Raw genomic sequence first — 19,348 nt, forward strand, 5'->3', positions numbered from 1 at the left:
CCCCACTTCTTCTTATCTGGTGCCCTGGCCGGAATCGAACCAGCACTCCTTTCGGAGCTCGATTTTGAGTCGAGGCTTCTACTTTGCATGGGGTTGTTTTGCGATTTTTTGGTAAGGCCCTGCGGCACCCGCCGCGCCGCACCCGGAGCGCCAGATCGCTGGTGCTTCCCTAGCGGGCTTCCAGAAGACCCGCCTCCAGCCGGTCGAGCTGCCCGGCGAGATCACCCTCGACATCGGCGACCTTCATGTCGATCACCCGGTAGTCGCGCGCCTCCAGCCACGCCCGCCGCGCCGCGCGGTCGCCCGCGATGCCGTCAGTCTCGTCCGGATTGATCAGTTCGATCGCGATCCGGTGAACGAACGAGACAAAATCCGGAATGTGCCGGCCGACGGGCGTCTGGCGCTTGAACTTTCCGGCGAAGCGCCGATCGCTCCGCAGCGCCTGCCACAGGATGCGTTCCGCATCGGTCGGATTTCGGCGCAACAGCCGCGCCAGCCCGCGCACCGTGCCGCTTTCCGAGGGTGCGGCGCCCTGCCCGTGCTCGGCGAGCAGCGCGCGCAGGCGCGTCGCCTGTTCGCCATCGAGCACGCCGCCCTTGGCCGGACCTTTGCGTCCCTCCGCGATCGCCATCACCACGCCGTGCAGGGTGTGCATGTCCTGCTTGGTCGGGTCCATGCGGATAAAGATGTTGCGCAAGTTCACCAGCATGGTCTCGCGCTTCTCGGCCGGGCGCAGGAATTCGACCCGGTCGAGTTCGCGCACCAGATTGTCGAAGAAGGCCTGCATCTGGTGCTGCGAGGCGGGCTCGGAACGCTCGGGCATCGCAAACGGCAGCGCGCCCTTAGTCTGCAGCTTGAACCATTCATAGCCGATCAACAGCACCGCCTGCGCCAGGTTGAGCGAGGCAAAACCCGGATTGACCGGAAAGGTGATGATGCGGTTGGCGAGCGCCACCTCCTCGTTCTGCAAGCCATAGCGCTCGCGGCCGAACAGGATGCCGACCACCCCGCCCGCCTCGATCCGGCCGGCCATCTCGCGGGCCGCCACCTCGGGCGACACCACCGGCTTGGCCTGGTCGTGGGCGCGGGCGGTAGTGGCGAACAGCAGCGTGCAATCGGCGACCGCCTGCCCGACGGTGTCGAACAGCTCCGCCCAATCCAGGATATGGTCGGCGCCGGCAGCCGCCCGCTGCGCGCTGAGGTTGGGCCAGCCATCGCGCGGGTTGACGATGCGCAGCCGCGTCAGCGCGAAATTGCCCATCGCGCGCGCGGCCATGCCGATGTTCTCGCCGAGCTGCGGCTCAACCAGGATCACAACGGGGCCGGCCAATGCGAGGCCTGATTTGGTCTTGTCGGTGCCCGAGCCGGACATCTCACTTCACTTTCTGGTTCGATCTCCAGGTTTGAATCGAGCTCCGAGGAAGCCGATTTCGCACCATGAGCGCGGCCGCCATCCGATCGCCGGTCCGCCAGCTTTTCTCAAGCTATATTATCAGCTTAGGCGGACTTTCTGATTTTCACTCAAAACCTCAACTGCGCCGCCTGCCGCAGGCCTGCTTGCGGGCATTCGTCGTTCGGTTACGGTATCAATCACAAACAAAACAAAGCTGCAAAACGAACCCACGGGCCGGATCAAGGCTCGGGGACAGGGAGGCCACCATGCGCCGAAGATGGTCGTTGGCGATTGCCGGCGTGATCCTGGTTCTGGCCGGCGGCGTGCTGGCCTACCTGACGCAGACAGCGGGCGGCATCCGGATCGAGGATATTCGCTTCAAGGGCGCCAAGGGCAACACCATGAGCGCCCTGCTCTACATTCCGCCGAATGCGACCGCCCAGACCCCGGCCCCCGGTATCCTCGCGGTCCACGGCTACATCAATTCACGCGAAACCCAGGACGGCTTTGCCATCGAATTCGCCCGCCGCGGCTATGTGGTGCTCGCGATCGACCAGACCGGCCACGGCTACAGCGACCCGCCCGCCTTCGCCAATGGCTTTGGCGGGCCCGACGGATTGGCGCATCTGCGCAGCCTCGATTTCGTCGACAAGAACAATATCGGGATGGAGGGCCACTCGATGGGCGGCTGGACCATCCTGGCGGCCGCGACGGCCATGCCCAATGACTACAAATCGATGGTGCTGGAGGGCTCGTCCACCGGCAAGCCGTTCGCCGCCGAGGGCACCGCCAGCTGGCCGAAAAATGTCGCGCTCGTGTTCGCGCAATACGAGGAATTTTCCAACCTGATGTGGGGCGTGGAGCGGGCCCGCGACGTCACCCAAAGTCCAAAGCTCTGGGCGCTGTTCGGCACCCAAGGGCCGGTCGTACCCGGCAAGGTCTATGGCGACATCGCGCAAGGCACCGCACGGGTGCTCTACACGCCCGCGATGACGCATCCGGCCGAGCACATTTCGCCGAAGGCGATCGGCTACAGCCTCGACTGGTTCGCCAGGACCTTGCAGGGCGGCACCCCGAAACCATCCGACGACCAGATCTGGTACCGAAAGGAAATCGGCACGCTGATCGCGCTGATCGGCTTTGTCGTGCTGCTGCTCGGGGTATTCGACGGGCTGCTCGAGGCGCCCTTGTTTTCGCATCTGAGATTGCCCGAGATCGCCGATGGCTCCGTGCCGGCGCCGCCGGCCGCGTCCGGCGGACACTGGACCGCGGCATTCCTGCTGACGGCCGCAATTCCCGCGCTAACCTATTATCCTGCCTTCGCGCTGGCCGGCACATTCGTAAAGCCGTCCGCCTACCTGCCCCAGGGCATCACCAACCAGATCATGATCTGGGCGATCATCAACGGGCTGATCACATTGGCCCTGATGCCGTTCGCGCCCAAGCGCGCCAGCCGGGGCGGCATTGTCGTGCCATCGATCCTGATCGCGATCGCAACCATCATCGTCGGCTATGCCGCGTTGTGGCTGGCCGATCTCGCCTTCAAGATCGATTTCCGGTTCTGGATCGTCGCACTCAAGCTGATGAACGCAAACCAGTTCCTGATCTTCCTGATCTATCTCCTGCCGTTCACGGCGTTTTTCGCGATCGCCCTGCATGTGCTGCACCGGAATTTCTCGACCTTGGGCGCGGGCCGCGCCACGCTCTATCTGACCAACGTCCTGGCGCTGACCCTGGGCTTCATCGCGCTATTGGTCCTGCAATACGGCACGCTGTTTCTATCCGGAAAGCTGTTCAACCCGCTGCCCGATCCCGGCTTCGTGCCGCTTTCCACCATCGTGGCGATCCAGTTCTTACCGCTGCTCGCGATCTGCGCCGTGATCGCGACCTTCACCTGGCGGCGCACCGGCTCCAGCCTGCCGGGCGCGCTGATCTGCGGCCTGTTCGTCACCTGGTATGTGGTGGCGGGCACCGCCACCCAGGCGGCGTTCTAAAGCGTTTTCGAGCGAAGTGGGCACCGGTTCGCGTGAAGAAAACGCGTCAAAAATTAAAGAGATAGAGCCTCGGTTCTGCTCCATCAGAACCGAGGCTCTGAGCTAAAAGATGGGCTGAAAGTGCATAACGGCTCGGCTTTCGCCGCAGCTTCGGCAGTGCTATAGCGCGGGCAGCACCCTCCGTCCCAACGCGCTATTCCCAAAAAGGCCCTCCTCCCCATGGCAAAAATCAAGGTGACCAACCCCGTCGTCGAACTCGATGGCGACGAGATGACCCGGATCATCTGGCAATACATCAAGGACAAGCTGATCACCCCGTTTCTCGACATCAACCTGATGTATTTCGACCTCGGGATGGAAAACCGAGACAAGACCAACGACCAGGTCACGGTGGATGCCGCCAACGCCATCAAGAAGGTCGGCGTCGGCGTCAAATGCGCCACCATCACCCCCGACGAGGGCCGGGTGAAGGAATTCGGCCTGAAGGAGATGTGGAAATCGCCGAACGGCACCATCCGCAACATCCTCGGCGGCGTGGTGTTCCGCGAGCCGATCATCTGCCGCAACGTGCCGCGGCTGGTGCCGGGCTGGACCAAGCCGATCATCATCGGCCGCCACGCCTTCGGCGACCAGTACCGCGCCACCGACTTCAAATTCCCGGGCAAGGGTACGCTAACGATGAAATTCGTCGGCGAGGACGGCCAGGTGATCGAGCGGGAGGTCTACAAGTCCCCGAGCGCCGGGATTGCGATGGGGATGTACAATCTCGACGATTCGATCGCCGATTTCGCGCGCGCCTCGCTCAACATGGGCCTCTCGAAAGGCTATTCGGTCTATCTGTCGACCAAGAACACCATCCTCAAGGTCTATGACGGGCGCTTCAAGGACATCTTCCAGGACATTTTCGACAAGGAATTCAAGGCCCAGTTCGACGCCAAGAAGATCACCTACGAACATCGCCTGATCGACGACATGGTCGCCGCCGCCATGAAATGGTCGGGCGGCTACGTCTGGGCCTGCAAGAATTATGACGGCGACGTGCAGTCGGATACGGTTGCGCAAGGCTACGGCTCGCTCGGCCTGATGACTTCGGTGCTGATGACGCCGGACGGCAAGACGGTGGAAGCCGAGGCCGCCCACGGCACCGTGACGCGGCATTACCGCGAGCATCAGAAGGGCAAGGAGACCTCGACCAATTCGGTCGCCTCGATCTTCGCCTGGACCCGCGGCCTAGCGCATCGCGCCAAGCTCGACAACAACGCGGCGCTGGCCAAATTTGCGGCTACGCTGGAAAAGGTCTGTGTCGAGACCGTCGAGGCCGGCTACATGACCAAGGATCTTGCGCTCCTGGTCGGCGCCGACCAGCGCTGGCTCTCTACCACCGGCTTCCTCGACAAGGTCGCGGAAAACCTCACCAAAGCGATGGCGCCGGAAAATGTCTGACGCCGCAGCGCTCGATCTCGCGACGAAGCCGAAAGGCGCCGCCGTGTCACCGTTCCGGAGTTGCGCGCTTGCCCTGCTGCTGGCGGGGTCACTCTTCGGCGCATGCGCCGCCGAGACCCTGCCCGACGCCATCACGGCGCCGGGAGAAACCGTCTTGCTCAGCGTGCACGCCGAGGGCGCGCAGGTGTACGAATGCAAGGCCGGCACTGACGGCAAGCTGGCGTGGTCGTTCCGCGAACCCATCGCGACACTGCTTTCCGACGGCAAGACTGTCGGCCGCCACTATGCCGGCCCGAGCTGGGAGGACAGCGACGGCAGCGCCGTGGTCGGCAAGGTCGCAGCCAGCGTTCCGGGCGCGACACCGGCCGATATTCCCTGGCTCAGGCTCGATGTGGCTTCGCATCGTGGCAGCGGCATCCTCAGCGGCGTCACGACCGTGCAGCGGATCCATACCGAGGGCGGCAACCTGAAGGGCGGGTGCGACACCGCCGGCGCCTTCCGCAGCGCGCCCTACTCCACGGACTATGTGTTCCTGCGCAAGGGGTGAGGCCGCCCATGCTGTTCATGGTCATCGAGCGCTTTAAAGACCGCGACCCGATCCCGGTCTACCGGCGCGTGCGCGACGAGGGGATCGAATTTCCTGAGGGGCTGACATATCTCGGCAGCTGGATCGAGCCCAATTTCGACCGCTGCTTCCAGCTGATGGAATGCGACGACGCGCGTAAGCTGCAGGAATGGGTCCTGAACTGCCGGGGTTTTGGCATGAGCTTCGAGATCGTGCCGGTGGTCCCGAGCAAGGAGACCCGGGAAGTGGTCGCCCCGTTCCTGGAACCGAAATAGCTTTTCCGATTCGGCAACCATCTTTTGCGGTGCCGGCTGGCGGGAATCACCGCGCCGGTGCAATCTCGTCCGGCAAGATGGCGGTGAACAGGCGTCGCCGGGATGCGCCGTGGCGCAGAGATATCGAACATTGACAGGAGGGGTTCGTGAAACGCTTCGCTGTTTTGATCGCCGCGGCCTTGTTGATGATGTCCTGCTCCGGCGACGACGAGGTGACGGGCTCGGTCTCGAGCAAATGCGCGGCCGAGCTTTATCCCTCCTTCAATCCCAAAGTCATGGATCAATGCATGGGCGCCTGCATCAAATGCGACCATGGAACCCGGGCGACCTGCTCGACCTCCTGCACGCTGAAGGGCGCGCGTTGAGGTAATCGTCAGGCGCCGGCCATCGCCTTTTCGATGGCGGAAAGCGCCGCATCCGCCTTGGCGCCGTCGGGCCCGCCGGCCTGCGCCATGTCGGGACGTCCACCGCCGCCCTTGCCGCCGAGCACGACGGAAGCAACCCGCGCCAGGTGGACGGCGTTATAGCGCGAGGTGAGATCGGCGGTGACGCCGACCACGACGCCAGCCTTGCCGTCCGCGGTGACGCCGACGATGGCGACCACGCCGGAGCCGAGCTGCTTCTTGCCGTCATCGGCGAGGCTCTTGAGATCCTTCATCTCGATGCCTTCGACCGCGCGCGCCATCAGCTTGACGTCGCCGACTTCGCGCACGCCGGCTGTGCCCACCGCCGATCCGTTCGCGCCTTGCGCGCCGCCGCCCATCGCAAGCCTCTTGCGCGCATCCGACAGGTCGCGCTCCTGTCGCTTGCGCTCCTCCATCAGCGCCGTGATCCGCGCCGGCACCTCCTCTACCGTGGTGCGCAATTCCGCGGCGGCGGTTTTCGCCAGCGCCATGGTCTCGTTGGCGTGCTTGCGCGCATGGCGTCCGGTCAGCGCCTCGATCCGGCGTACGCCGGAGGCGACCGCACTTTCACCGGTCACCGAAATCAGGCCGATGTCGCCCGTCCGCCGCACATGGGTGCCGCCGCACAATTCCACCGACCAGCCGAGCGCATTGGCCCCGTGCTCGCGCGCCGTCTTGCCCATTGAAACCACGCGCACCTCGTCGCCGTATTTTTCCCCGAACAGCGCGCGTGCCCCCGCCTCGCGGGCGTCATCCACCGCCATCAGGCGCGTGGTGACCTCGTCATTCTCCAGCACCACGTCGTTGGCGATATCCTCGATCCGGCTCAGTTCCTCCGCCGTGATCGGCTTGGGATGAACGAAGTCGAAGCGCAGGCGGTCCGGCGCCACCAGCGAGCCACGCTGGGCGATGTGATCGCCGAGCACCTGCCGCAGCGCCTCGTGCAGCAGATGCGTCGCCGAATGATTGCGGCGGATCGAAGAACGGCGCGCATGGTCGACTTCGAGCAGCAGCGCCGCGCCCGGCTTCAAGATGCCCTGCTCCAGCGTGCCGAGATGCACGAACAGGTCGCCGGCTTTCTTCTGGGTTTCGGTGACACGGAAGCGGACGCCCTCGCCGGTCATCACGCCGGAATCGCCGACCTGGCCGCCCGACTCTGCATAGAACGGTGTCTGGTTCATAACGATCGCGCCGGTCTCGCCGGGCTTGAGGCTTTCGACCTCGTGACCTTCCTTTACCAGCGCGCCGACCACGCCCTCGGCGGTCTCGGTCTCGTAGCCCAGGAATTCGGTGGCGCCGAGTTTTTCGCGCAACGGAAACCAGATATTCTCGGTGGCGGTATCGCCGCTTCCCGCCCATGCCGCGCGCGCCTTTTCGCGCTGCCGGTCCATGGCGTCGGTGAAGGAGGCGATATCGACGCCGATGCCGCGCGATTTCAGCGCATCCTGCGTGAGGTCGAGCGGAAAGCCATAGGTGTCGTACAGCGTAAACGCCGTATCACCGTCGAACATGTCGCCCTTCTTCAGGCCCGCGCTCTTCTCGTCGAGGATCGACAGTCCCCGTTCCAGCGTCTTGCGGAAGCGGGCTTCTTCCAGATTCAGCGTTTCCTCGATCAGTTTCTCTGCGCGCACCAGCTCCGGAAAAGCCTGGCCCATCTCGCGCACCAGTGCCCACACCAGCCGATGCATCAGCGGCTCTTGCGCACCGAGCAGCTGCGCATGGCGCATCGCGCGGCGCATGATCCGGCGTAAAACATAGCCGCGGCCTTCGTTCGACGGCAATACGCCGTCGGCGATAAGGAAGGCCGATGAGCGCAAATGGTCGGCGATGACCCGGAACGAGCCGACGGTCTGCTCCTGCGGGCCGGTCCCGAGGGCAGACGCGGTCGCATCGATCAAATGACGGAAAAGGTCGGTCTCGAAGACGCTGTCGACGCTCTGCAGAATGCAGGCCATGCGTTCCAGTCCCATGCCGGTGTCGATCGAGGGACGCGGCAGCGGCAGGCGCTCCTCCTTCGTCACTTGCTCGTACTGCATGAATACAAGGTTCCAGAATTCGAGGAAGCGATCGCCGTCCTCCTCCGGGCTGCCCGGAGGTCCGCCCCAGATGCGTTCGCCGCGATCGATGAAGATCTCGGAGCACGGACCGCACGGCCCCGTGTCTCCCATCGCCCAGAAATTGTCCGAGGTCGAAATGCGGATGATGCGGTCATCCGGCAGACCAGCGATTTTCTTCCAGTGACCCGCCGCCTCGTCGTCATCGTAATAGATGGTGACGAGCAGCTTGTCCTTTTTCAGACCGAATTCCCTGGTGATCAGGTTCCAGGCGAGCTCGATCGCGCGCTCCTTGAAGTAGTCGCCGAACGAGAAATTGCCGAGCATCTCGAAGAAGGTGAGATGCCGCGCGGTGTAGCCGACATTGTCGAGGTCGTTGTGCTTGCCCCCCGCCCGCACGCATTTCTGCGAGGTGGTGGCGCGCAGATAGGGCCGCTTCTCGACACCGGTGAAGACATTCTTGAACTGCACCATGCCGGCATTGGTGAACATCAGGGTCGGGTCGTTGCGCGGCACGAGCGGAGACGACGGCACGATCTCGTGGCCGTTCGCCTTGAAGAAGTTCAGGAAAGCCGACCTGATCTCGTTAACGCCGCTCATATCGGTCCAATCGCAAAATCACCGGGGATTCGCCTGAAAACAGGTCATTTGTCCCCGCACGCTTTTAGACAAGGGGGACCGTGGTGTCCAGAAAGTGTGCACGGGATCAGCGGCTTGCCGCAGCAGCACAACAGCCGTTGATACCGCTGGCAGCCGCGTTGACAGGCTTGGTTGAGCCGTGTTCTCTTCCTATCTGTAGATAGTCACGTCGGGAGAGATCGGCTACGTGCCGGCGCCGAAGGAGCAACCGCCCCGGAAACTCTCAGGCAAACGGACCGCGTGACTTGCTAGCATCTGGAAAGAGGCGCCAAGGGCCTTGCCGCCCAAAGCGTCCGCCGACGGGATAATACTCTCAGGCACAGCGACAGATGGGGCTTCGACAGGTTTTCGAGGGATTGTCCTCGGGAACCGCGAGGGCCTCATGATGCTTGCGCGCGAAGACCAATCCAGGTTGAAACATACCCCCCTGCACGCGCTGCATGTGGCCAGCGGCGGCAAGATGGTGCCGTTCGCCGGCTATGACATGCCGGTGCAATACGCCACGGGCGTGCTGCGGGAACACCTGCATACCCGTGAGCGCGCCGGCCTGTTCGACGTCTCGCATATGGGTCAGATCGAGCTGCGTCCGAAATCCGGCAAGCTCGAAGATGCGGCGCTGGCGCTGGAGCGGCTGGTGCCGCAGGACATTGTTGGCGTGGCGCCGGGGCGGCAGCGCTACGCGCAGTTCACCAACGATGCGGGAGGCATCCTCGACGACCTGATGGTGGCCAATTTCGGCAGCCACCTGTTCCTGGTGGTCAATGCCGCCTGCAAGGCCGACGACGAGGCGCATCTGCGCGCGCATTTGTCGGATGTTTGCGAGGTCGAGCCGCTCTCCGACCGCGCGCTGATCGCGCTACAGGGGCCGAAGGCTGAAGCGGTGCTGGCGAAATATTGCCCGGATGCGCGGGCCATGCGGTTCATGGATGCAGGTCCCCGCCGCGTCGACGGCGTCGACTGTTTCGTCTCGCGCTCCGGCTACACCGGCGAGGACGGCTTTGAGATTTCGGTTCCCGCCGCACAGGCCGAGCAGCTTGCCAAGGCGCTGCTGGCCGATGGCGACGTGTTGCCGGTCGGGCTCGGCGCCCGCGACAGCCTGCGGCTCGAGGCTGGCCTTTGCCTCTACGGTCACGACATCGACACCACGACCACGCCGGTCGAGGGCGCGCTGGAATGGTCCATTCAAAAGAGCCGCCGCGCTGGCGGCGCACGCGCCGGCGGGTTTCCCGGTTCGGATATCGTTCTGGCGCGGCTTCAAACCGGCGCTCCTCGCCGCCGCGTCGGCTTGCGGCCGGAGGGGCGCGCTCCGGTGCGCGAAGGCGCGCGGCTATTTGCCGATGCGGCTTCAACCGAACCGATCGGCGCGGTCACCTCGGGCGGTTTCGGCCCGAGCCTGAATGCGCCGGTGGCCATGGGCTATCTGCCGTCGGCGCAGGCCACAATCGGCACCACCGTGTTTGCCGAACTGCGCGGGCAGCGTCTGCCGCTGCGGACAGCGACGATGCCGTTCGTCGCCAACACCTACAAACGCTGAACCCGAAAAATGCCGAAGGAATTGTCATGACCACGCTTTTCACGCCAGACCACGAATGGCTCCGCATCGAGGGTGACACAGCCACCATCGGCGTCACCGACTACGCGCAGTCGCAGCTCGGCGACGTCGTGTTCGTCGAACTGCCGAAGACGGGCCGCAGCCTGAAGAAGGGAGAAGCCGCCGCCGTGGTCGAGTCGGTCAAGGCCGCCTCCGACGTCTACGCACCGATTTCCGGTGAAGTCCTCGAGGTCAACGAGGCGGTCGTCGGCGAACCCGCGCTGATCAATTCGGATGCGGCCGGCAAGGCCTGGTTCTTCAAGATGAGGATCGCTGACAAAAGTGAACTCGACGGCCTGATGGACGAGGCCGCCTACGCCAAGCACACCGCCTGAGGTATGAGATGACCGCGCACCGCAAAGCCTTCGTCGAGCCCGCCACCAGCTTCGTCCGCCGCCACATCGGCCCCTCGCCGCGCGACGTCGCCGGCATGCTGGAGACCGTCGGCGCAACAAGCCTCGAGGCGCTGATGGCGCAGACGCTGCCGTCGTCGATCCGCCAGCACGCGCCGCTCGACCTCGGCGGCGCCTTGAGCGAAACCGAGGCGCTGGCTCACATGCGCGAACTGGCCGCGCAGAACCAGGTTTTCACCTCGCTGATCGGCCAAGGCTATTCCGGCACGGTCCTGCCGGCGGTGATCCAGCGCAACATCCTGGAAAACCCCGCCTGGTACACGGCCTATACGCCATATCAGCCGGAGATCAGCCAGGGCCGGCTGGAAGCCTTGTTCAATTTCCAGACCATGATCTGCGATCTCACCGGGCTCGACGTCGCCAATGCCTCGTTGCTCGATGAGGCGACGGCGGCCGCCGAGGCCATGGCGCTCGCCGAACGCGCCGCGCCTTCAAAGCCAAAATCGTTCTTCGTCGATGCCGGGGTGCATCCGCAGACGCTGGCGGTGCTGCGCACCCGCGCCGAGCCGCTGGGCTGGAATCTGATCGTCGGCGATCCCCTAGCCGATCTCGACAAATCAGACGTGTTCGGCGCCCTGCTGCAATATCCGGATACGTCAGGCGCGGTGCGCGATCCTCGCGCGGCGATCGCAGCGCTGCACGCCAGGGGCGCGCTGGCGGTCGTGTCAGCCGATTTGCTGGCGCTGACGCTATTGGCCTCGCCGGGCGATCTCGGCGCCGATATCGCGATCGGATCGGCGCAGCGCTTTGGCGTGCCGATGGGTTTTGGCGGCCCACACGCGGCTTACATGGCGGTGCGCGATGAACTGAAACGTTCGCTGCCCGGGCGTATTGTCGGCCTGTCGATCGACTCGCGGGGACAGCCCGCCTACCGGCTGGCGCTGCAGACCCGCGAACAGCATATCCGCCGCGAAAAGGCGACCTCCAATATCTGCACCGCACAGGTGCTGCTCGCCGTGATCGCCTCGATGTATGCGGTCTATCACGGGCCGGAGGGGCTGACGGAGATCGCGCGCGCGGTGCATCGCCGCACGGCCGTGCTGGCGGCCGGATTGCGCAAGCTTGGTTTTGTCCTGCGATCGGAAGCATTTTTCGACACCGTGACCGTGAACGTCGGCGCCAAGCAAGGCGAGATCGTCGACCGGGCACTCGCTGAACGGATCAACCTGCGGATCGGCGAACGCGCGCTCGGCATCGCGCTGGACGAGACCACGACGCCTGCCGTGGTCGAGGCGGTATGGCGGGCGTTCGGCGGCGCGCTCAACTATGCTGATATCGAGGCCGGCGCACGGGAAGCGCTGCCGGCCGAGTTGAAGCGAACAGCAGCGTTCCTCACCCATCCGGTGTTTCATGCTCATCGCTCTGAGACGGAATTGCTGCGCTACATGCGCAAGCTCAGCGATCGCGACCTCGCGCTCGACCGCGCGATGATTCCGCTGGGCTCCTGCACCATGAAGCTCAACGCGACGAGCGAGATGATCCCGCTGACCTGGCCCGAATTCGGTTCGCTTCATCCATTCGCGCCGCGCGAGCAGGCGGCAGGCTATCACGCGCTGTTCGCCCGGCTGGAAAAATGGCTGTGCGACATCACGGGCTATGACGCGATCTCGCTGCAGCCGAATTCGGGCGCGCAGGGCGAATATGCCGGCCTGCTTGCGATCCGCGCCTATCACGCGGCTCGCGGCGAGCCCCATCGAAAGGTGTGCCTGATCCCCTCCTCGGCGCATGGCACCAATCCGGCCTCCGCCCATATGGCCGGGATGGAGGTGGTGGTGGTGGCCTGCGATATCAACGGCGACGTCGATGTCGGCGATCTCCGCGCCAGGGCCGAAAAACATTCGAAAAACCTCGCCGCCGTGATGATCACCTATCCCTCCACCCACGGCGTGTTCGAGGAACATATCCGCGAGATCTGCGACATCGTTCACGGCCATGGCGGGCAGGTCTATCTCGACGGCGCCAACATGAACGCGCAGGTCGGGCTGTCGCGGCCCGGTGACTACGGCGCCGACGTCAGCCACCTCAATTTGCACAAGACCTTCTGCATTCCCCATGGCGGCGGCGGCCCGGGCATGGGGCCGATCGGCGTCAAGGTGCATCTGGCGCCGTATTTGCCCGGCCATCCCGCGACCGATGGTGCCAAGCCATCGGCGGTCGGACCCGTGTCGGCGGCGCCGTTCGGCTCGGCGTCGATCCTGACCATCTCTTACATCTACATTCTGATGATGGGCGGCGAAGGTCTTGCGCGCGCGACCGAAATCGCGATCCTCAACGCCAACTACATCGCGACAAAACTCGATCCGCATTTCCCGGTGCTGTATCGCAACGCCAAGGGCCGCGTCGCGCATGAATGCATCATCGATCCCCGCGCGCTGAAGCAAACCAGCGGCGTCACCGTCGACGACATCGCCAAACGGCTGATTGATTACGGCTTTCATGCGCCGACCATGAGTTTTCCGGTGCCGGGCACGCTGATGATCGAGCCGACCGAATCCGAATCGAAGGCGGAGCTCGACCGCTTCTGCGACGCCATGATCGCGATCCGGCAGGAGATATCAGAGATCGAAACCGGACGCTGGAAGATCGAGGCCTCGCCGCTGCGCTACGCGCCGCACACGGTGCATGACATCGCCGATGACTCCTGGGCCCGGGCTTATTCTCGCGTCGAGGGCTGCTTCCCGGCGGGCACCTCGCGCTCGGACAAATACTGGAGCCCGGTCGGACGCGTCGACAACGTCTATGGCGACCGCAACCTGGTCTGCTCGTGCCCGCCGATCGAGGACTATGCGCAGGCGGCGGAGTGAGGTCAGGGAGCGACTAAAACTCGTTGCCGCGGGTCCCAGCGCCACAGGCTGTCATTGTTCAGTTCGGTGCCGCCCCACCAGCGATGCACAGGATTGTGTCGGCTGAAATCGTCGGTCTGCGCAAGGATCGCCTTTCCCAGACCGGTCAATGAAAGCGTGCTGTTCCTGTACCGATCGTGACGCTCCCTCGCGTCGCGCAACTCTTCATCGAAGGGGCCTTCGTCGAGGCCCGCGATGGCGGGCGCGGGGCAATGGGCCATTCCATCCAGCAACTCGCCCACCTCCCAAAAGCCGAAGGTTCGGCGATCATTAGGCCTTTGGTGCCCGGGAAACAGGTCGTACGGATGCACGTGGCCTGCGGCCAACAGCTCCAGCATCCGCATTTCCGTCGTGCCGAGCCCGGTGGCGCGCGCCGGAAGCTCTTCGAGCAGTGCGATGACAGTGTTTCGTAGTTGTGGAAGCGCAGTCAAATTCCGCGCCAACAGACCGAACCACGCGACCGGCGTCGGCGCGCGCCAGGACGACCAGGCCGCACAGGCGGCTTCGAGATGATCGTTGCGGACCGGAACAGCGGTGAACCGCTGCTCGACCCAATCCGTTGGCGGATGATCGCCGATCCTCGTATCCGTCCGGACCAAAACAGTTTTGGAAGCGACATCCGCATGCAGCCGAAGTTGGTCGAGCAGCCAGACCAACTGTAGTTGCGCATTCGGCTCGGGATCAGCCCATAGTTCGACCGTCTCGAAGCGCTCGCAGAATTCGATCAATCCAGCACCCCGCTTCCGCGCTTCCTCAAGGTGAGCGCCGTTGAGATTGTCGAGCCAATGGAAATCCGCGGCTGCAGGCTTGGCCGCTCGCGGCGACAGGAATGTCTTGAGCTCGTTCGCAGGCCGCAACCGACCCCAGACGAAGCACAACCCGAAAGGCACCACGCAATCGGCGAGACCCGCACCCCTGAGGGCACCCGCAGCGCTGTCGTCAAAGGTCAGAATCAGTCGCTTCATGGGACGCCCTACTTCGAGCCGACGACTTGCGGCTTCATCAGCGTCGGATTCCAACGCCACAGGCAATCGTTGGTCAAATGAGTGCCGCCCCACCAGCGATCGATCGGGTTATGCCGGCTGAAGTCTTCCTTGTGCGCGACGACTGCCTTGCCGAATTCGGTCAGCGACAGCCGGCTTCGCCTGTATGCATCGTGACGGCCCCGATGGTTGCTCTTTTCGAGTGTGCGCAGTTCATCGTCGAGACCAGTCACCGCCGGCGTCGGGCCATGCGCCAGTCCCTCAAGCAGGTACCCAAGTTCCGACTCATCGAATACGCGCTTCCCGCGCAGCGTGCGGAAATGGAAAAGCGGGTTCGTTTTCGCAAATCCGCAGGCAATCATCTCCAGCATTCGCATTTCCGTTGCGCCGAGCCCTGTTGTGCTGGATGGAAGCTCGGCGAGCAGATTAAGCAAGGCCGGTTTTAACAGCAGCAACGGGCTCAAATCAGTGGCCAGCAGCGCGAGGCAGGCTTCCGGCGTCGTCGCCCGATAGGCCTGCCACGCCATGCTGGCCGTCTCAAGCTCGGCGCCGGTGACGCCGATGTCCTGCACCTTCCGCTTGCCAAGTCCTGTTGACGGAACGCTGATCAAGTCGAAGTCGACAAGGCGCAATCGCAGCCGGGCCACGACATCCGGGTGAAAATGAAAAAAATCGAGCAGCCAAACCAGTTGCAACTGGTCGTTCGGGTTGGGATCAAACCATAACTCGACCACCTCGCACAGCCGGCAGAGCTCGACCAGTTCGATCTCCCTGCCGGCGGCGCCTTGAGGCCAGCGGTAGGCGAAAATCGACCAGTGTTCCCCAGGACCGTGCTGGTCCGAAAGGGCGCCGAGGTAGGTCGCAATCTTGTCCGGAGACGGCAGCGGCCCCCACACGAAGCGAAAGAAAGGGAAACAAACCACCGCGTCCGCGAGGTCCGTACGGTAAAGGCTTGTGCCAGACATGCTGGTCAAAATCAGGCGTCTCATGGCCCTCGCCGACTACGCACATCACAAAAGGGGCGCTGAGAACGTCGGCAACTCACGTTCGCAGCGCCCGTTGATGTCGGACCTCAAGTCGACCCGATCATGATCCGATACTTCGGATCACGACCTCATCTTCTTGGTTGAACACCATCTTTTGGGAAAACGATTCCCGCCATTTTCCCGACCATGCCCGACGGTCCGAAAACCTCACTCCTCGACCGGCTCTTCTTCACCCTCGGCATCGCGCTCGGGGGAGCCCGCGAGAATCTGCTCCGCGATCAGGCCGGAGTTCTGTCGGATCGCAGCCTCGATTTTCGCGGTCATGTCCGGATTGGCCTTGAGGAAGGCTTTTGAGTTTTCGCGGCCCTGGCCGAGCCGCTGGCTGTCATAGGAGAACCAGGCGCCGGATTTTTCCACGATGCCGGCCTTGACGCCGAGATCGAGGATTTCGCCCATCTTGGAGACACCCTCGCCATACATGATGTCGAACTCGACCTGCTTGAACGGCGGCGCCAGCTTGTTCTTCACCACCTTGACGCGGGTCTGGTTGCCGACCACCTCGTCGCGTTCCTTGATCGCGCCGATGCGGCGGATATCGAGCCGGACGGAAGCGTAGAATTTCAGCGCGTTGCCGCCGGTGGTGGTTTCCGGCGAGCCGTACATCACGCCGATCTTCATCCGGATCTGGTTGATGAAAATCACCATGGTGTTGGATTTGTTGATCGAGGCGGTGAGTTTGCGCAGCGCCTGGCTCATCAGGCGGGCCTGAAGGCCCGGCAGCGCATCGCCCATCTCGCCTTCGAGCTCGGCCTTCGGCACCAAGGCCGCCACCGAATCGATCACCAGCACATCGACCGCGCCTGAGCGCACCAGGGTGTCGCAGATTTCCAGCGCCTGCTCGCCGGTGTCGGGCTGCGAGATCAGGAGATCGTCGATGTTGACGCCGAGCTTTCGGGCATAGACCGGGTCGAGCGCGTGTTCGGCGTCGATGAAGGCGCAGATGCCGCCCTTCTTCTGCCCTTCGGCGACCGTATGCAGCGCCAGCGTGGTTTTCCCGGAGGATTCCGGCCCGTAGATTTCGACCACCCGTCCGCGCGGCAGGCCGCCGACGCCGAGCGCGATGTCGAGCCCGAGCGAGCCGGAGGAAATCGTCTCGATGTCCATCGAGCGGTCGTTCTTGCCGAGCCGCATCACCGAGCCCTTGCCGAACTGGCGCTCGATTTGGGAGAGCGCAGCGGACAGGGCCTTGGTCTTGTCCATGGAGGATCCTTCGACGATACGCAGGGCAGTGGCGGACATAGGTCGTGCTCCTTATGGCGGGGATTCGCTAGCGGGACAAACGGGCGGAGATGAAGGTTTCAAGAACCCTGATCGGTGGAACAATGTACCCTATTTGTTCTAAGTTCGCAATATGTTCTTTTTCTAGCGTGTAGTTAGCACCTTCCGCTCTTATAAGTTGCGTAATTTCAATCTGTTAGACGGTTAAAGTAGAGAGATGAACCCTTAAGTTGCAGCGCATTCAAAATCCGTAGAACTACGGATTTTATTCAAATCGGCGAAAACGAGGTCGGACGAAGCGCAGAATCGGGCCGATAGGCCGCCTTTTTTTCAATAGCCTGCAGAGCAAGCAGGAATCACCATTAGACGCGAGCAAAATTGAACAGATGCAACCAAGGAGATGTGGTTAAAATGCTCAATTCGAGTCGCGGCGGAGATTTCCCATGAATCACAAGGGCGTGGACTATATGGTGACAACCACGGCGACGCCGGGGGTCTGGAAATGGCAGTTCCGGATCGGCGACGAGGTCAAGACGGGCAGAACGGAAACCAGGATCAACCTATTGGCGATTCGGCGCGTCCAGCTGCGCATCGACCGCGAGCTGAAGAAGTCTGAACGCGAACAAGCCTTCTAATTCCGCGGATTCCCGAACCGACAGCATTGTACGGATGGCGACGTTATGCCGTATTCAAACGGATAGCGCCCGGCTGAAGATGAGAATCTCATCAAGGTGGATGCGACCGATGCGCCGCTGTTTCGAATCCGGCTGGTGGCGGAGACGATGGCTTGGCCATTCGTGCTGGCCTACCTCCTCCCGCTGATCAGCGATTCGCAGCCCTTGATCTGACTCGATGCGGTTGCTGCGACCTGTGCCAGAATTTATATCGTCATTGCCGAACTGCGCACGGCGGGAGCTGCGATGTTGCCCCGGATCCGCGCGGTTCGGGGCCCGGTTGGGGCCGGTTTTGTTTCGATGTTAGTGGCCGCAGCGCATCCCGGCCCAAGGTTCAGGAATGCAGGGTTCAGGAATGACGGTTCACGCGCCAAAGCTGTTGACGCCCGAAGAGTTCGCCTCGCTGATCGAAGTTGCGGTCACGGCGCCCAATCCCAGGATACCCGCCCCTCATCTGGCAAAGCTCTTGACCCTCGGCTACGTCACCCTCACCGCCAAAGGCCCGGTCGTGACCGGCGACGGCCTGATCCGGATCACCGAGAGCGAGTGAGCGCGGCACCAAACCGACTTGGCTGCGCCGCGGCGCGGGAGCGTACTTATCTCCGTAAAAGCCCGGAGTTGATCAATCCGGGGATTGAGAACTCCGAGTGGCAAATGGAGCTTCTCGACGAGTCCAAGCGGCCGTTGTTTCGAATCCGCATCGTCGCAGAGTCGCTGGATTGAAGCCTGCGAGGCTCTACTCGACCAGCGTCTTCCGTTTCGGATCGGCGTCGTCAGGCTCAAAACCCTCCCGAAGCTGTTTGGCGGTGACGAAGCGGGCGCCGACCAGTTCGCCTTGGCGCCAAACCAGCGCGCATACCCGCAGCACCTCGCCGCGCTCCGTGAAGGCCAATCCGAACAGCTTCGGCACCGCCAGCGCGCCGACATCGAGGCGAACGCCGTTGTCGGAGACATCGACGATCTGGCACTCGATCCAGGGCGCGTCCGGCGCCGGGATCAGGAATCCCGGCTTGTACAGCTCGACCCGCATGTGCTTGCGCGCGCCGAGGTCTTTGCGATGTCTCGCCATCGGATTCTCTCAAGCCTGAGGCTCGGGCGAAAACCAGCTATGCCGCAAAAATGTTAACAATCCTATGGGGTTGGAGGCGAAACCGGACGCGATCAGGGTTCCCCTTGCGCAACCTCAGTCGGCGCTCGGCAGTCGTCGCATCGTAAATTCGATGTCGCCGCCCGGCAATTCGCGCCAGCTTTCGACGGAACTCATATAGGCGGCCTTGGGATAGCGGGCGAAGTAATCGCGCGCCCTGGTGCGTGCCTTGTCGCGCGGCAAGGTGAAGGTCTCGCGCAGATAGCCATCGTCCGACTTCCGCCGGCCGGCCATGCGGCTTGCCAGATCGCGGGGGCGCAAGGCCATGTCGCTACTCCAACACAGGACGACCGACTGAATATAGCGCGTGTGCCGGCCAATCCGAGTCCTCGGAACTCAACGAATTGAGTCGCTTACCCGACATAATCTCGATACTATCGCGGCATTGCCGGCAGGACCCCAACGGCGCCGGCGACCGAGAGCCCGATGGGACCTCCCGCCGCGTTGCGAGTGAGTCGGATGGCGCAGCTCTTCCATCTCCGCGAACAGGCCGAGCTCCGTGAACAGGCCGAGCGTTGCCGTCGGCTTGCCGGCGATTCTACCGACCCGGCTCTACGTGATAGTTTGCTCAGGCTCGCCGAGGAATATGCCGCACGGGTCGATGCCGGGGAAAATGACGACCGGGCGGTCTGGCGGGCAGGTTCGGACGACCGACAGCGCTGACCA

General features: G+C 63.3%; 18 protein-coding genes and 1 riboswitch. Of the genes, 11 read left to right on the forward strand and 7 right to left on the reverse strand.

Going from position 1 to position 19,348, the window contains the following annotated elements; all coding sequences use genetic code 11:
- Window positions 1-169: 169 nt before the first annotated feature.
- The gene (locus VK804_RS30015) at window positions 170-1,372 is read right to left on the reverse strand and encodes a TrmJ/YjtD family RNA methyltransferase (protein WP_325751907.1); all 1,203 of its coding nucleotides are present in this window, start codon (window positions 1,370-1,372) and stop codon (window positions 170-172) included.
- 287 nt (window positions 1,373-1,659) lie between these two features.
- Here VK804_RS30015 and VK804_RS30020 point away from each other — a divergent pair, with 287 nt between their 5' ends.
- From VK804_RS30020 to VK804_RS30040, 5 genes are all read left to right on the forward strand, one after another.
- On the forward strand, window positions 1,660-3,387 hold the full coding sequence (locus VK804_RS30020; protein WP_325751908.1) for an alpha/beta hydrolase family protein: 1,728 nt from the start codon (window positions 1,660-1,662) through the stop codon (window positions 3,385-3,387).
- 219 nt (window positions 3,388-3,606) lie between these two features.
- Window positions 3,607-4,830, forward strand: coding sequence for an NADP-dependent isocitrate dehydrogenase (locus VK804_RS30025; protein WP_325751909.1), 1,224 nt, complete (start codon window positions 3,607-3,609; stop codon window positions 4,828-4,830).
- On the forward strand, window positions 4,823-5,377 hold the full coding sequence (locus tag VK804_RS30030) for a DUF3455 domain-containing protein (protein ID WP_325751910.1): 555 nt from the start codon (window positions 4,823-4,825) through the stop codon (window positions 5,375-5,377). Before VK804_RS30025 ends, VK804_RS30030 begins: the two co-directional genes overlap by 8 nt.
- 8 nt (window positions 5,378-5,385) lie before the next feature.
- Window positions 5,386-5,670 carry a DUF3303 domain-containing protein gene (locus tag VK804_RS30035; protein WP_325751911.1) on the forward strand — a complete coding sequence of 95 codons (285 nt, stop codon included), beginning with the start codon at window positions 5,386-5,388 and terminating at the stop codon, window positions 5,668-5,670.
- Between the two features lie 146 nt (window positions 5,671-5,816).
- A complete protein-coding gene (locus VK804_RS30040) occupies window positions 5,817-6,035 on the forward strand; it encodes a hypothetical protein (RefSeq protein WP_325751912.1) in 219 nt (72 codons plus the stop codon).
- Between the two features lie 8 nt (window positions 6,036-6,043).
- Here the strand turns inward: VK804_RS30040 and alaS are convergent, their stop codons facing one another.
- The gene (alaS, locus tag VK804_RS30045; RefSeq protein WP_325751913.1) at window positions 6,044-8,728 is read right to left on the reverse strand and encodes an alanine--tRNA ligase; all 2,685 of its coding nucleotides are present in this window, start codon (window positions 8,726-8,728) and stop codon (window positions 6,044-6,046) included.
- Window positions 8,729-8,927: 199 nt separating this feature from the next.
- Window positions 8,928-9,015: riboswitch (glycine riboswitch) on the forward strand.
- Between the two features lie 137 nt (window positions 9,016-9,152).
- On the opposite strand from alaS, the gene gcvT reads away from it, so the two are divergent.
- Genes gcvT through gcvP form a run of 3 tightly spaced genes read left to right on the forward strand, consistent with a single transcriptional unit; the run spans window position 9,153 to window position 13,575 of the window.
- Window positions 9,153-10,301, forward strand: a complete 1,149-nt coding sequence (gcvT, locus tag VK804_RS30050; protein WP_325751953.1) for a glycine cleavage system aminomethyltransferase GcvT — start codon at window positions 9,153-9,155, stop codon at window positions 10,299-10,301.
- A 26-nt stretch (window positions 10,302-10,327) separates the two neighbouring features.
- The gene (gcvH, locus tag VK804_RS30055) at window positions 10,328-10,693 is read left to right on the forward strand and encodes a glycine cleavage system protein GcvH (protein ID WP_325751914.1); all 366 of its coding nucleotides are present in this window, start codon (window positions 10,328-10,330) and stop codon (window positions 10,691-10,693) included.
- A gap of 8 nt (window positions 10,694-10,701) precedes the next feature.
- Complete coding sequence (gcvP, locus tag VK804_RS30060; protein WP_325751915.1) at window positions 10,702-13,575, forward strand: aminomethyl-transferring glycine dehydrogenase; 2,874 nt, start codon at window positions 10,702-10,704, stop codon at window positions 13,573-13,575.
- A gap of 2 nt (window positions 13,576-13,577) precedes the next feature.
- Here the strand turns inward: gcvP and VK804_RS30065 are convergent, their stop codons facing one another.
- The 3 genes from VK804_RS30065 to recA all read right to left on the reverse strand — a co-directional run bounded on the left by VK804_RS30065 (window position 13,578) and on the right by recA (window position 16,882).
- On the reverse strand, window positions 13,578-14,579 hold the full coding sequence (locus tag VK804_RS30065) for a hypothetical protein (RefSeq protein WP_325751916.1): 1,002 nt from the start codon (window positions 14,577-14,579) through the stop codon (window positions 13,578-13,580).
- 8 nt (window positions 14,580-14,587) lie between these two features.
- Window positions 14,588-15,586 carry a hypothetical protein gene (locus VK804_RS30070; protein ID WP_325751917.1) on the reverse strand — a complete coding sequence of 333 codons (999 nt, stop codon included), beginning with the start codon at window positions 15,584-15,586 and terminating at the stop codon, window positions 14,588-14,590.
- A 204-nt stretch (window positions 15,587-15,790) separates the two neighbouring features.
- Window positions 15,791-16,882: a recombinase RecA gene (gene recA, locus VK804_RS30075; protein ID WP_325751918.1), complete on the reverse strand. Its 1,092-nt coding sequence runs from the start codon at window positions 16,880-16,882 to the stop codon at window positions 15,791-15,793.
- Between the two features lie 422 nt (window positions 16,883-17,304).
- On the opposite strand from recA, the gene VK804_RS30080 reads away from it, so the two are divergent.
- Entirely contained in the window at window positions 17,305-17,496 is a 192-nt protein-coding gene (locus VK804_RS30080; protein ID WP_325751919.1) for a hypothetical protein, read from the forward strand.
- A gap of 394 nt (window positions 17,497-17,890) precedes the next feature.
- Window positions 17,891-18,085 carry a hypothetical protein gene (locus VK804_RS30085; protein WP_325751920.1) on the forward strand — a complete coding sequence of 65 codons (195 nt, stop codon included), beginning with the start codon at window positions 17,891-17,893 and terminating at the stop codon, window positions 18,083-18,085.
- 186 nt (window positions 18,086-18,271) lie between these two features.
- Here VK804_RS30085 and VK804_RS30090 read toward each other — a convergent pair whose 3' ends face one another.
- Together VK804_RS30090 and VK804_RS30095 are read right to left on the reverse strand one after the other, a co-directional pair.
- Complete coding sequence (locus tag VK804_RS30090) at window positions 18,272-18,604, reverse strand: hypothetical protein (RefSeq protein ID WP_325751921.1); 333 nt, start codon at window positions 18,602-18,604, stop codon at window positions 18,272-18,274.
- Between the two features lie 114 nt (window positions 18,605-18,718).
- A complete protein-coding gene (locus tag VK804_RS30095) occupies window positions 18,719-18,949 on the reverse strand; it encodes a hypothetical protein (protein WP_325751922.1) in 231 nt (76 codons plus the stop codon).
- A gap of 192 nt (window positions 18,950-19,141) precedes the next feature.
- Between VK804_RS30095 and VK804_RS30100 the strand changes: the two genes are divergently transcribed.
- Window positions 19,142-19,345 carry a hypothetical protein gene (locus VK804_RS30100; RefSeq protein WP_325751923.1) on the forward strand — a complete coding sequence of 68 codons (204 nt, stop codon included), beginning with the start codon at window positions 19,142-19,144 and terminating at the stop codon, window positions 19,343-19,345.
- The last annotated feature ends 3 nt before the right edge of the window (window positions 19,346-19,348 follow it).

The organism is Bradyrhizobium sp. (genome assembly GCF_035484855.1).
Classification (GTDB): Bacteria; Pseudomonadota; Alphaproteobacteria; order Rhizobiales; family Xanthobacteraceae; genus Bradyrhizobium.

Bases quoted from the DNA above. Each gene is read 5' to 3' on its own strand.
- VK804_RS30095 (WP_325751922.1), bottom strand. From the start codon at position 18,949: ATGGCCTTGCGCCCCCGCGATCTGGCAAGCCGCATGGCCGGCCGGCGG.
- VK804_RS30100 (WP_325751923.1), top strand. From the start codon at position 19,142: ATGGCGCAGCTCTTCCATCTCCGCGAACAGGCCGAGCTCCGTGAACAG.
- VK804_RS30090 (WP_325751921.1), bottom strand. From the start codon at position 18,604: ATGGCGAGACATCGCAAAGACCTCGGCGCGCGCAAGCACATGCGGGTC.
- VK804_RS30035 (WP_325751911.1), top strand. From the start codon at position 5,386: ATGCTGTTCATGGTCATCGAGCGCTTTAAAGACCGCGACCCGATCCCG.
- gcvT (WP_325751953.1), top strand. From the start codon at position 9,153: ATGCTTGCGCGCGAAGACCAATCCAGGTTGAAACATACCCCCCTGCAC.
- VK804_RS30070 (WP_325751917.1), bottom strand. From the start codon at position 15,586: ATGAGACGCCTGATTTTGACCAGCATGTCTGGCACAAGCCTTTACCGT.
- VK804_RS30015 (WP_325751907.1), bottom strand. From the start codon at position 1,372: ATGTCCGGCTCGGGCACCGACAAGACCAAATCAGGCCTCGCATTGGCC.
- VK804_RS30020 (WP_325751908.1), top strand. From the start codon at position 1,660: ATGCGCCGAAGATGGTCGTTGGCGATTGCCGGCGTGATCCTGGTTCTG.
- VK804_RS30085 (WP_325751920.1), top strand. From the start codon at position 17,891: ATGACGGTTCACGCGCCAAAGCTGTTGACGCCCGAAGAGTTCGCCTCG.
- gcvH (WP_325751914.1), top strand. From the start codon at position 10,328: ATGACCACGCTTTTCACGCCAGACCACGAATGGCTCCGCATCGAGGGT.
- recA (WP_325751918.1), bottom strand. From the start codon at position 16,882: ATGTCCGCCACTGCCCTGCGTATCGTCGAAGGATCCTCCATGGACAAG.
- VK804_RS30030 (WP_325751910.1), top strand. From the start codon at position 4,823: ATGTCTGACGCCGCAGCGCTCGATCTCGCGACGAAGCCGAAAGGCGCC.
- gcvP (WP_325751915.1), top strand. From the start codon at position 10,702: ATGACCGCGCACCGCAAAGCCTTCGTCGAGCCCGCCACCAGCTTCGTC.
- VK804_RS30065 (WP_325751916.1), bottom strand. From the start codon at position 14,579: ATGAAGCGACTGATTCTGACCTTTGACGACAGCGCTGCGGGTGCCCTC.
- VK804_RS30025 (WP_325751909.1), top strand. From the start codon at position 3,607: ATGGCAAAAATCAAGGTGACCAACCCCGTCGTCGAACTCGATGGCGAC.
- VK804_RS30080 (WP_325751919.1), top strand. From the start codon at position 17,305: ATGAATCACAAGGGCGTGGACTATATGGTGACAACCACGGCGACGCCG.
- alaS (WP_325751913.1), bottom strand. From the start codon at position 8,728: ATGAGCGGCGTTAACGAGATCAGGTCGGCTTTCCTGAACTTCTTCAAG.